At 47.1% G+C, this 11,188-nt stretch carries 11 protein-coding genes and 1 pseudogene; 1 reads left to right on the forward strand and 11 read right to left on the reverse strand.

The window, feature by feature from the left end; genetic code table 11:
- The 4 genes and pseudogenes from Psfp_RS15955 to Psfp_RS15970 all read right to left on the reverse strand — a co-directional run.
- Positions 1–244, reverse strand: a pseudogene (locus Psfp_RS15955) (cobalamin B12-binding domain-containing protein); the annotation flags it as partial.
- A 330-nt stretch (positions 245–574) separates the two neighbouring features.
- Positions 575–1,510: a protein translocase subunit SecF gene (gene secF, locus Psfp_RS15960; RefSeq protein ID WP_134219537.1), complete on the reverse strand. Its 936-nt coding sequence runs from the start codon at positions 1,508–1,510 to the stop codon at positions 575–577.
- Positions 1,507–2,766 carry a protein translocase subunit SecD gene (secD, locus tag Psfp_RS15965; protein WP_134219538.1) on the reverse strand — a complete coding sequence of 420 codons (1,260 nt, stop codon included), beginning with the start codon at positions 2,764–2,766 and terminating at the stop codon, positions 1,507–1,509. Before secD ends, secF begins: the two co-directional genes overlap by 4 nt.
- Positions 2,767–2,912: 146 nt before the next feature.
- A complete protein-coding gene (locus tag Psfp_RS15970; protein ID WP_134219539.1) occupies positions 2,913–3,326 on the reverse strand; it encodes a hypothetical protein in 414 nt (137 codons plus the stop codon).
- Positions 3,327–3,600: 274 nt separating this feature from the next.
- Here Psfp_RS15970 and Psfp_RS15975 point away from each other — a divergent pair, with 274 nt between their 5' ends.
- Entirely contained in the window at positions 3,601–4,398 is a 798-nt protein-coding gene (locus tag Psfp_RS15975) for a MerR family transcriptional regulator (protein WP_192895471.1), read from the forward strand.
- A 50-nt stretch (positions 4,399–4,448) separates the two neighbouring features.
- Here the strand turns inward: Psfp_RS15975 and Psfp_RS15980 are convergent, their stop codons facing one another.
- The 7 genes from Psfp_RS15980 to Psfp_RS16010 all read right to left on the reverse strand — a co-directional run bounded on the left by Psfp_RS15980 (position 4,449) and on the right by Psfp_RS16010 (position 11,186).
- Positions 4,449–4,799 (reverse strand): flavodoxin family protein, encoded by a 351-nt coding sequence (locus tag Psfp_RS15980; protein ID WP_134219541.1) that lies wholly within the window; start codon positions 4,797–4,799, stop codon positions 4,449–4,451.
- 247 nt (positions 4,800–5,046) lie between these two features.
- Positions 5,047–5,970: a class I SAM-dependent methyltransferase gene (locus tag Psfp_RS15985; RefSeq protein WP_134219542.1), complete on the reverse strand. Its 924-nt coding sequence runs from the start codon at positions 5,968–5,970 to the stop codon at positions 5,047–5,049.
- Entirely contained in the window at positions 5,934–6,272 is a 339-nt protein-coding gene (locus Psfp_RS15990; protein ID WP_134219543.1) for a hypothetical protein, read from the reverse strand. The genes Psfp_RS15985 and Psfp_RS15990 overlap by 37 nt, the downstream gene beginning before the upstream one ends.
- 503 nt (positions 6,273–6,775) lie before the next feature.
- On the reverse strand, positions 6,776–7,060 hold the full coding sequence (locus Psfp_RS15995) for a helix-turn-helix transcriptional regulator (protein ID WP_027364629.1): 285 nt from the start codon (positions 7,058–7,060) through the stop codon (positions 6,776–6,778).
- 44 nt (positions 7,061–7,104) lie between these two features.
- Positions 7,105–7,338 (reverse strand): type II toxin-antitoxin system RelE/ParE family toxin, encoded by a 234-nt coding sequence (locus tag Psfp_RS16000; protein WP_243120724.1) that lies wholly within the window; start codon positions 7,336–7,338, stop codon positions 7,105–7,107.
- A 111-nt stretch (positions 7,339–7,449) separates the two neighbouring features.
- Positions 7,450–9,411 (reverse strand): site-specific DNA-methyltransferase, encoded by a 1,962-nt coding sequence (locus Psfp_RS16005; RefSeq protein WP_134219544.1) that lies wholly within the window; start codon positions 9,409–9,411, stop codon positions 7,450–7,452.
- Positions 9,408–11,186 carry a DUF262 domain-containing protein gene (locus Psfp_RS16010; RefSeq protein WP_134219545.1) on the reverse strand — a complete coding sequence of 593 codons (1,779 nt, stop codon included), beginning with the start codon at positions 11,184–11,186 and terminating at the stop codon, positions 9,408–9,410. The genes Psfp_RS16005 and Psfp_RS16010 overlap by 4 nt, the downstream gene beginning before the upstream one ends.
- Positions 11,187–11,188: the final 2 nt, after the last annotated feature.

The raw sequence follows: 11,188 nt of genomic DNA on the forward strand, positions 1-11,188 counted from the left end.
TGGCCGAGACTTTTTGAATGACCATGGCGCTGATGAACACACAGTCGGCCCATCGCAGGTCGTCGTCAGTAACTTTTTTAACGTTCATGTCGATCAGCCGCTTATCCCATGCTGCGGGCAGCATGGCGGCCACTGTCAACAGCCCTAGAGGGGGGAACGCCGCCTTTTTGTTGACGAACGATAGAGCGTATTTGAAGCTCCAGAAGCTGTCCGGATACTTTGGATACACCAGCAATGCCCTCAATTGTCCCATCTCCTTTGGGATTCCTCAGGTGAACCAGTACTTAACACCCGATAATATTTTTATTATATTTTACCATGTTTTCTTGTTTAAATCCTCTTATTCTATCTTGTCAACCACCCACGCCTAAAGGCGAAGGCTTGCAGGGAGCAGTCCTAACAAGCCCCGGTTTACCAGCCTAAACTGCCGGTATCGTATAAGCGGGCACTTCAGGAGGCCTATAAATAAGAGGACAAGGGACCTCCCTGTGTCCCTTGCCCCGGTCGGTGCTTGTTTATCCATCTGCTTTAGGGGGAGCATGTCATTCTTTTTTAAACCTTGAGGATGCTATATTTATGCTTCAGCAGATTTCACCCTTATTTTTGTTTTTTTATGATGCTGCCACATGGTCCATAGCGGCCCGGCAATACAGATGGTGGAGTAACAGCCGGAAATCGTGCCAAACATCATGGGCAGCGCAAATGCTCTGATCGATCCGATATCATAAACCTGCGCAAAGACATAGATAACGGCAATGCTCATAAAGACGGCAATATTGGTATTGATGGAGCGGCTCATGGATTGATTGATACTGATGTCAACCAGCTCCTCTGCCGGGGTCTTTCTTCCCAAAAGACGCTCATTTTCCCGGATGCGGTCATAGATAACAATGGTATCATTGATTGAAAAACCAATGATGGTCAGGATGGCGGCAATAAACGAGTCGTTTAAGGGGATTTTGAAGATGATAAAGACCGCGGTGACGATAAACACATCGTGGAACAAGGCGATAATGGCCATGGAACCGGCAGAAAGCCCGCCGATGTTTTTAAACCGCCATCCCACATACACGAGAATCAGCAGAAAGGATAGCGCAATGGCAATCATGCCATTGGTAAAAAAATGCTTGCCGATGAAGGGCTCCACCGTTAGCGACTCGGATAAGGCGAGACTTGCATCGGGATAGGCCCGGGTGAGGGCGGAAGTGACTGCTTCCTGTTCCCGGGAGGAAAGCGCTTCGTTACTGGCCAGACTGACCATAAGTATTTTATGATCCTGGGCCATGTTAGACTGCAGTTGACAGTTGACCGTCCTTCCCACCGCCTGTTCAACGATTTTTTCGGCCTGCTCGGCGTTGATGTCGGAGGAATAGGTGTATTTGAGTATGGTGCCGCCCTTAAACTGAATATCAAGCTGAATGCCGTTTATGAAGGCGGCCCCAACGCCCAACAAAATAAGGCAAAGCGAAATGGCAAAATAGATATATCTGTGTTTATAGAACCGAATCATTGCACCGCCCCCTTAGCTCCAAAGTATTGCGGTTGGCGTAAGGCCTTAAAATTGCTGAGCGAGCGTATCATGAGGCGCGACGCCGTGACACCGGCCACAAAATTCATAATAACTCCGCACAAAAGCGTATACCCGAATGAGAGCATGGAACCGGAGCCGAAAATGATCAAGATGATGGCTACGATGACCACGGTAACATTGCCGTCAAAAACTGCTGAAAAAGCTCGTTTAAAGCCGGTTTCAATGGCTCTCAGCACAGTTTTGCCCCCATTCAGTTCTTCTTTGATGCGCTCGGATATTATGATATTGGCATCTACGCCCATACCAATGGATAAGATCAAACCGGCAATACCGGGCAGAGTCAGGGTAAACTGGGGAACGGACAGTGCCAGCAGCTGGCCGGTAACCTGTAAGGTCAAAGCGATGCAGGCCACCAGGCCGGGCAGACGATAATAAATAAGCATAAACAGGCAAACCAGCGCAAAGGCAACCTTGCCCGCCATAACCATGACCGCCAGAGCGTTGCTGCCCAGGGTTGGACTGATAATGTTGCAGTTTTTCACTATCAGGGAATAGGGCAAAGATCCAGAATTGATGCGATTGGCAAGTAATGTCGCCGCTTGCAGGCTTTCCAGGTGAGTGATTTCCGCGTTGCCGCCCGTAATCTGGGTTTGCACAATGGCCGTAGAAATTAAGGCTTCATCCATATAAATATCGATATTTTGCCCGATCAGCCGGCCGGTAGCCTGGGCAAACTTGTCCGCACCCCGGGCGGACAAAGTAAGTGCGACAGCGGGTTGGGAATCAGACTGGCTTAATTGGGCCGAGCTTTTGGTCACGTCGGTACCTTCCATGATAACATTGCCGTCCGGATCCCTGAAGGTTAATTTGGCGGTCTCCCCCAGCTCGGATACGGCCTTCTGGGGGTCGAAATTGGTTTCATCGGATTTCCAGGGAAAGCGGACGATCACTTTACCATTGCCCTTGTCTACAGTAACATCCCGGTCCGTAATATTTTTGGCGTCCATACGCGTTTCGATGATCGTCCGTATCGCTTCCAGCTCGTTTTCCGTTGGCGCCCGCCCCAGGTCCTTGGGCTCATAGGTGGCCTCCACGCCGCCGCGGATATCTATGCCGTAGCGCATCTGGTCTGCGCCTTTAATCCAAAAATTTCCGATCTTGAGGCCAAATATAGAAAGGCAGAACAAAGCAGCCGTTAATAAAACGGTGATAAAAAACACGCGTTTAGAATTCATAATTGTTCCTCCAATTATGCCCGTCATGCACGCACCGGTCCTCTGACCATGACGCGGCCTGGACGGATGAAATGTCACGAATAGGCGCATTTTAAGCGCACTTCGCCCTTACGGGACGTTGCATGGTCCCGCCACAAAGCTTCCGGTCATTTCATTCCGTCTTTTTTATGGAGGAAGATGGTTATTCCGATAGAACGGAACTGTGCACCGAGTCTGCCCGCCAGCCGGGAAGAATAGAGGAAAGAGATGATTTGAGCGGTGATGAGTGAGGTTAATAGATAAAAAATGTTTTTAGTATGCAGCCATAGAAACGGTTTAACGGAGGATAAGAAAAAGCCGGCCCGGGTGTTGGTAATGGCTGAATAATCGATATACCAGAGATTTATACCGCCGTCCATGGACGAGTGTGGTGGTCCGCCACTGATGGAAGAACGGTCGAGTGCATACGCATCTACAGAGAAAATATTGTGGGGGCTTGCCATGCTGATATAGCCTATTAACAACAGGCCGCATAAGAACAGGCATATCCAATTATGCTTTTGGCTTATTTTTATCTGCATGCCCCATGTCTCCGGTTTCAACCATTTGCAGTATAACTATATGTAGCCATTATAATACGAGCTATTCCTTCTGTCACGCTTATATCAGCCGCTTCTGGTTTCATAGGAGGCAAAAAAAGATCATTCACGGTATTCCTGTTTCGATCCTTTTCGTTGCATCTATATAATTTTATAAATAATTTTATAAAAAAAGAAAGACCGCTTGACTTTGCCCTAACTGGAAGCCGTATACTCCAATCAGAACATGTTCAAATGCCATCGGGTGGTGATTTATATGCTCACAATCGGACAATTCTCCAGAATCAGCAGAGTATCTGCCAAGACGCTCCGCTATTACGATCAGATTGGGCTGCTCAAGCCCGGATTTGTCAGCAAGGACTCCGGCTACCGCTATTACGAGGTTTCTCAGCTTCGGGACATGCTGCTGATTTCGAGGCTGAAGCGATATCGGTTTTCTTTGCCTGAGATTTCCGCTGTTCTTGCCAGAAGGGATAACGGCCATTTGGCTAAACTCCTGCAAGCTAAAAAAGAGGAGTTCTTGCGACAGATTAACGACCAGCAGCACATCCTGCTGCAAATAGAGCAGGACATTGAGAAAATAGAAAGGCGTGAGAATATTATGCAAGCGAATTATTTGGTTAAAACCGTAGAGATGCAACCCAAAACCATCTATTCCCTCAGACGGAAAATGAGTATTCGAGATCTTGCTGAAGCCTTCGGCACCTTATGCGCCGGGTTGGAAAAGAGCCGGCTAAAACCTGCCGGGCCGTTCCTGTCCATCTACCATGATGAGGAATTCAATCGCGGCTGCACAGATATTGAAGTCGGAGTGGAGCTATCGGGCGGCAGCGGTGAGCATGTGCGGACACTTGCTCCGGGGCTTTGCTGCTTTGCAACCCATATCGGGCCGTATGATGATTTTACTTCGTGCTATACGGCCCTGATAGAATGGATTGAAAAGGAGGGATATACCGTTTCCGGGCCACCCTTTGAGTTGTACATCAAAGGCTATAATGACAACATTTCGTCCGGTGAATATGTAACCGAAATTTATTTTCCCATCAAAAAGTAACTGTACGGGTAGTATGGAAGGCAGGGCGAATCTCAAAATCACCCTGCCTTTCAGTTTATAAAGGGTTCTTCATAACCGGGATGGCCGATACATATGCTTCGATCCATAAATACTTTCAACATTCCCGATACATTTTGGACATAAAGCGGTGTTGCCAAGACGACTATATCGGATGCAACGAATTTTAACATCAAATCTCCCATATCGTCCTCAATGCTGCATTTTCCTCCTGAAGAATAACAATAATAGCATGCTTTACAATGGTTGATTTCTTTGTTGGCTAAAAAGATATTTTCGACTTCTGCTCCCGCCGCTTCGGCGCCCTTTAAAAATGCCTCAACCATAATGTTGGTATTGCTGGACGCGCCCCTGGGGCTTCCGTTAAAGGCGGTGATTTTCATAACTTAACGCCCCACCTCAATTTCTTTACAAAGGATAACTCTTCTGTATTTGTTCAAGCGCTACTCGACCAATGCCCGGATAAAATGCGTATGCTTGTTCGCGTGGTAGCCGTCCGAGCGTCCCTGAAAGTAGCGTTCCTGAATGTCGGACGGATCCAGGTCCTCTTTAAGACGCAAACCCATGCATGCCAGGTCGGCGTTGAGCTCTTCTTTCCTTTTATTTGTTTGTTTGATTAACTAGTATATGCTATTCGACTACTACCTTGGCAAAGTGTAAATGCTCGCACGCGTGGTAGTCGTCCGTGCGTCCCTTGAAATAGCGTTCTTCGATGTCGGTTGGGCTTAAATTCTCTTGGAGATAAAAGCCCAGACTTGCAAGGTCGGCGGCGAGCGAAGACGGGTCAAACCCCGTTATCATCGGCTCACCCGCGTTCTGCTGCGCGTCCCTTATCGTATTTTTCACGCGTTTAGCCGCTTTTTCGGGAACAAACGCGTCTGTATCAAGGTAATCGAAAATGATTGCGCTCCCCGCGGGGACAATATTGGCGATATCATGCAGTGTGGTAAATATAGCATCGCGGGTTAGGTAATAGGTGACACCCAGCCAGCTAAAGAAGCTAAGTGCCTGCGGGTTATACGATGAGCGTGTTAGTACCTCTGCCAGGCTCTCCTGCTCAAAATCCACCGGAACAAAGTGAAGCTGTGCCGGCAGTTTCCAGCCCGCCTCAGCGATGCGTTGGCGTTTAAAGGCCTGCGTGACGGGATGGTCGACCTCGAACACCTGAAGCTTCTCCAACATCTCCGGTCGGCGAAACGCAAAGGTATCAAAACCCGCCCCAAGGATCACGTACTGCCGCACTCCCTGCCCAACAGCCTTGTCGAGAATTTCTTCCGTGTACCGTGAACGGCTGAGAGTCATGGATGGGCCCGGTGTTATGGTTTGCAACGCCCACGCTATCGCAGCCGCCCGGTCAGGAAGCGATGCTGCGCGTTCGGGATCATCCAGCCTGGGAGCCTGCGAACAGGCGTTTTCGAAAAACGAGTGTTCATCCTCCGTAAACAAATGACAGGCCAGAAAATCATCAAAGATCTTTGGGGTTTCATGCATGGCATGGTACGCGCGATAGTAAGCCATTAACATTGCAGTGAAGCTGGCTCTCTTCTTATCCATATAAGAATCCTCCTCCAGTATATAACGAATGCAACGAGTGTAAAAATCAACTCTCTTTCCCGGCCCGCTTTATGCAAAAGCTCTTTATAGCCGTTGATTATGGGCTCTAGTTTTTTGGATCCGGCCGTTAGCAATTCACCTTCGGTCGCATATATCTCAGCTACCAACTCAGTCAGACAACCTTTTGCAACTCTTTTCATCAAGAGCGAAAGCGCCTGGAAATTGGACCTGTCAGGACGGGCTGCATTGGCTTTTTCAAGATCTGAAACCTGGTAAACCACCCTCTTCAGACACTGAAACATTTTATCCTTCTCCTTTTTAACCTAAAATTGATTAGCCACTATTTAAGATCAACCCACTATCCGTTATAACTACGTTTTACGGTTGGGCCGCCGGCAATTTCAATGTTACCCCGGTCGCCGATATGCGAATCCTGTCATTTCTTGTTGGAATCCGCTAAAACCACAACGACCACCCTGATTGGGGCGGTCGCACTAAAATGCAATTCTTGGTTATTTCGATTAATATTTAACTAAAACCTTTTAATTACATAAAAATAATATAATACCAAAAGCATATCGAAATGTAAAAATTAAATCATGAAAGAGTATTAATACTCTGATATTCAATTTCTCTTCCAGTTTAATCTCCAGTTCTATTTCGTAGTTTATGATAAGCCTCTTCTTTTAAATACACAATATAATATTGTACAATTTAATCTCATAAAGCAACCTGATTTTTTAAATTATACAGGAATTATTGCCATCTGTGCTATCACGCACTTCTTTATAACTTCTCACAATAGTTATTTCAACGTAACCTGTACCTCTTTCCCAAGGGAGCGGGCAACCTTAGACAGAAAGTCCAGGGATGGATTGTACGTTCCACTTTCCAGGCGGCTGATATTGGATTTCTGGGTCCCAACCCGAAGCGCCAATTCTTCCTGGGTAATATTTTGGCTGGTTCGCGCTTCAATGATTTGCGAAATCACATCATAGCGCGGTTTTAACTTTTCGTACTCCGCCTTGAATTCTTCATCCTTCATCAAAAGCTCTTTCACTTCGGAAAACTTTGCTCCTGCTTTACTCATTGTCACACCTTCTTTCATAATCTTCTCTATAACGCCGTGCCCGTTCAATCTCTATTTGCAGAGTTTTTTGAGTTTTTTTTGGTGAAACCATGGAGCAGCACAAAAGTCTTCTGGCGGTATGTGAAATAGAATATCCTGCTGATATCCGAAGCGAATTTGATTCTCAGCTCAAAAAGACCTTTGCCTTTTATGGGCTTGACGTAAGGTTCCCTTAATTCAGGCCCATGCTTTTCAAGCAGTTCTATTTCGCTAAAGGCGGTCAGATATGGTTTAAACATATGAGCTATCAAGTGTTAGTCAGAACACAAGGAACGTTTTCACTAAATATTACATTTAATCTTTTCCATCTTATATCTTTCCCTCACATTGCGATAAATAGAAGTGTATTGCTACAAACGTTTAGTTATCAAGACTTCTTCCCCTAACATGTCTACAATATTTACGGCTATAGTGGTTTCCTCCCTGGGCGCAGGAAGTTCATAAACTCCGCTAACCAGGTCGCTCTTTTTTTCCGGCACGTCAACCAGGTCCACATTGAAAACCTGGCCATTATAAGCGGTATCGATCATCACGTAGTCAACCATACTCCGCCAGTCTGTAATTTTAGCTTTAAACAAGGGGGTATCCATTTCCAGCCGCTCAACAATAGTTGGACTGATAAAGTCCTTGATCTCTACCTTAATTTTGTCACCGGCGCGTTGGATATTAACCTTCGCCGTAGCAGGTTGATGCACAATAAAATTGCCATATTTGGGATCGGTGCGCAGTTCAATAACATCAACCCGGTTTACGGCGTCCTTGCCTTTACGGAGACGATTCCAATCCTCCAGCCAGACATCGGCAACCAGCTCCTTCCCCAGGCAAATCACCACAATGGAACGGTCTTCCTCTGGCCGGGCTTCCAGCTCTTTTTTGATTTCCTCCAGATCCAACGGGGTGAGCGGGTGGCTGAAGGGGATTATTTTGACCAACTTTTTGCCCAGGATACCGTCAAAGAAACCATCAGAGCGTGTGCGCTGTACGCCTATATACTCGCACGCTAGATTTACCGCTTCGTTATGTTGAATAGTAAGGTCGTAGTCATTGACACGCCAGGTGGTAAACGCCAGTTGCGCCGGTTCCGGTTTTTTCTCCTCGTCGGCCATCTCGCTAAACTCCGTTTGCTGTGGCTTGTGCGCCACCTGTACCTGCTCATTGATGATGGACTGCAGGCGTTTAGCTGTTGTCTGAATGGCCCCCTTGTTGATATCGCAGCCAATCCAGCGACGTCCCAGCTTTTGTGCCACAGTGGCAGTTGTTCCGGAGCCGATAAAACAGTCGAGGACAAGGTTGCCTGGTTTGGTACACATCCCCATCAAAAGTTCAATCATATCTTCTTTTTTTTCAGTTGGATAACCTGTTTTAAAAGCGGAAGCTGTAACATCATCCCAAAGAGAATCGCGCGAGATATAATCCGTTGCCTCTAAACGATATTCAGGAACACCTGTTTCAGGATTTGAACGTAAATCTCCCCGGGAAATCATAGCCTCGGCGTCTTTTTTATTTTTCATCCAACATCGACCTGCTGGAGGCCATTTGCCAAATAGTTCATAAGTCAGATTTGGACGAACATTTGGCGCATCAAAACCATGCCATCTTTCTTCTTTTGGGGCATACTTTAATGGTGGGGATAGCCGTGATTCGGTTCCCTTACTATAAAGAAGAAGATAATCGCAACCTTCGTTTAGAGAAGAAATTCCAGATGGTTCAGAATAACTTTTACGAATACGCTTAACTATAATTTCATTTCTAAAATTTACTCCACCAAAAATCTCATCCAGAATTATTTTAACATAATGGACTCTTGCAGCATTTAAATGCAAGACAAGAAAACCTTCCTCTGACAGTATTTCTTTCAGCAACAGCAACCGCTCATACATAAACTGCAAATAATTATCATTCGCCCAGATATCCGTATACTGAATCTGTTCCCCCAGTGTGTAGGTTTCCCCGTCTATTTTGGCCGTTCCGGTTACACCCCGCAGTTGCACCTTGCGTACGTAGTCCGCTCCGGAATCAAACGGCGGATCGATGTAAATCAGGTTCACCTTGCCCCGATAGCCGTTTGCAAGGAGGTGCGCCAGCACCTCCTTGTTATCACCGTGGAAAAGCAGACCACCTTTGGGATAATACTCAGGCCAACCCTCCCATGAGGCATCTACCTTCTTTTGGACAAATTCGCCAGAGGGGTCAAATGTTGCAACATGCTGGGCTGGAAAAGCGTTAACGTGCCGCAGAGGCCTTTTCCCTACCCACGTGAGCATTGGGCGACCTTTGGCGGCCGCAATTTTCACTTCCTTTTTCTCACTCATGCGCCAACCCCCTGACCAAAAAGCTTTTCAAAACCCTTCCGGATCACACGGGAGATGAGCTTGCGCCGTTCCGTAAGAAACTCCGTATATCCCATCCTATCCCAACCTTCCGGTAGTGCATGCCACTCCATCATCTGCGCCAGCTCTTCCGGCGTAAAGCGCTGGGCGTAGAGAGGAAAGTATTCAGATGGGGACTTGTCCGAGATCCCGATGTTGTCGTCCCATTCTACCAGGGCGTAATTGGCAATCTGGTTTGTGTCCCGAACCTCGGTAATACCTAGCTTATGCAGGTAACCTTTCGGGAATAGGTGGTGTCGTTCCGTGGCCGATTTTTTCGTTTTTAGAGCTGGGTCCAGTAATTCTGAAACTTTCATTTTTGAAAAAAGCACCTTCGCATCGAGCAGGTTTAGTGCCGCATAATAAGCAAATAGTACCGGAGTCCGGCCTGCCGAGGATTCCAGGTTATTGACGAGGGCAATATTCCAAAAATCTTCAGAAAGAGTGTCCTTGATGACTTGATCCAAGCTCTTTATAAAATCTTTCGCTTCATGAATAGGACGCAAGCGGGCCAGGTCCGCCTCCATCGATGTCTCCGGGGAGTAGCTATACCTCCCGGTTAAAGCCGTCATAAAGAACCAGCGGGCCATGACATCCCTTAAAAGATAAGGGTCCACTTTAAATTCATGCCTGCCGATTAGAAACATAACATACGCGTATAACAGACCCGTATCAGAGGAAATCATGCTCTTACTCCGGTAGCCGGCCCGGATGAGCACTTTCAAAAACTCATGCCAGTTGGTCAAGTCAAGGGCCTGCGCCTGGGCTTTTTTCAAAACATCAAACTGTGCGTCCCGTCTTTCTTCAGAAAACTCACCAGTTTCGAGGTCCTTGCCGCGCAGAATAGAATAGACAAACTGCAGGCGTGCCCGTTTAAATCCCAGACCAACGCAAGTACGGAGGATCTGGTCGGGGTCGGGCTGGATGAAGTAGTTAAAGGGTGACGGCCCCTCACCAACCGCGGGAGGACGCCTGCAGTCACGGCAAAACTTCTCCAATTGAGCCCTTCCCTCGTCCCAAAAAACAGAAAGAAGCGTAAGGATGAAATCAGCCTGTTTGAGCGTGACACCTTTACTATTGATCCGGACAAAAATTTCTGAAACCTGTTCTTCATTAACCGTGGAAGAGATCTCCATCGCAGTGAAAGGATAATTTTGCAGATCATAAAGACGGTCTATGCTTTCGGAAAGTTGATCTTCTTCTTCATCCGTCAACGTATGAGCTTCCCTTAATCGAGCAATATAATCCTTTACAAAGCGGTTGCGGGAAACTTCCCCGGCCCAGAGTTTACTGATATCGGCTATGTACTCGGGATCGCGCTGGATCGCCGCGTCAGTAACCACAAACCGCGCGTCACGTGGACGAAATGCTATATGGATATGACTTTCTTTATAGTCCTTCGTAAGGATTGGTTGTCCCTTCAGCACAGCATAGAGCGAAGTCAAGCGTTGCTGACCATCTACAATCAAGAGACGGGGGACTTTGGCTTGTTTTGTAGCAGTACCGATTTGACGGGTATTGCTCAGGTGCTCATTTGACCAAAACAAGAGGTAACCGACTGGAAATCCTTTATACATAGAGTCAAAAAGATCGCGGACCTTGGCGGCCTCCCATACAAATGGCCGCTGGATGTCCGGGAGCCCAATCTCCCCCTGCTCAATGTCGTGAATGAGTTTTGCCAGTGAATAATCTACCTTTTTAAAAAGTGTTGCGCTCATTG

Source organism: Pelotomaculum sp. FP (assembly GCF_004369245.1).
GTDB lineage: Bacteria > Bacillota > Desulfotomaculia > Desulfotomaculales > Pelotomaculaceae > Pelotomaculum_C > Pelotomaculum_C schinkii.

What these genes read in the sequence shown, in the direction of transcription:
- secF (WP_134219537.1), bottom strand. Translation starts at nt 1,510, where the DNA reads ATGATTCGGTTCTATAAACACAGATATATCTATTTTGCCATTTCGCTT.
- secD (WP_134219538.1), bottom strand. Translation starts at nt 2,766, where the DNA reads ATGAATTCTAAACGCGTGTTTTTTATCACCGTTTTATTAACGGCTGCT.
- Psfp_RS15970 (WP_134219539.1), bottom strand. Translation starts at nt 3,326, where the DNA reads ATGCAGATAAAAATAAGCCAAAAGCATAATTGGATATGCCTGTTCTTA.
- Psfp_RS15975 (WP_192895471.1), top strand. Translation starts at nt 3,601, where the DNA reads ATGCTCACAATCGGACAATTCTCCAGAATCAGCAGAGTATCTGCCAAG.
- Psfp_RS15980 (WP_134219541.1), bottom strand. Translation starts at nt 4,799, where the DNA reads ATGAAAATCACCGCCTTTAACGGAAGCCCCAGGGGCGCGTCCAGCAAT.
- Psfp_RS15985 (WP_134219542.1), bottom strand. Translation starts at nt 5,970, where the DNA reads ATGGATAAGAAGAGAGCCAGCTTCACTGCAATGTTAATGGCTTACTAT.
- Psfp_RS15990 (WP_134219543.1), bottom strand. Translation starts at nt 6,272, where the DNA reads ATGTTTCAGTGTCTGAAGAGGGTGGTTTACCAGGTTTCAGATCTTGAA.
- Psfp_RS15995 (WP_027364629.1), bottom strand. Translation starts at nt 7,060, where the DNA reads ATGAGTAAAGCAGGAGCAAAGTTTTCCGAAGTGAAAGAGCTTTTGATG.
- Psfp_RS16000 (WP_243120724.1), bottom strand. Translation starts at nt 7,338, where the DNA reads ATGTTTAAACCATATCTGACCGCCTTTAGCGAAATAGAACTGCTTGAA.
- Psfp_RS16005 (WP_134219544.1), bottom strand. Translation starts at nt 9,411, where the DNA reads ATGAGTGAGAAAAAGGAAGTGAAAATTGCGGCCGCCAAAGGTCGCCCA.
- Psfp_RS16010 (WP_134219545.1), bottom strand. Translation starts at nt 11,186, where the DNA reads ATGAGCGCAACACTTTTTAAAAAGGTAGATTATTCACTGGCAAAACTC.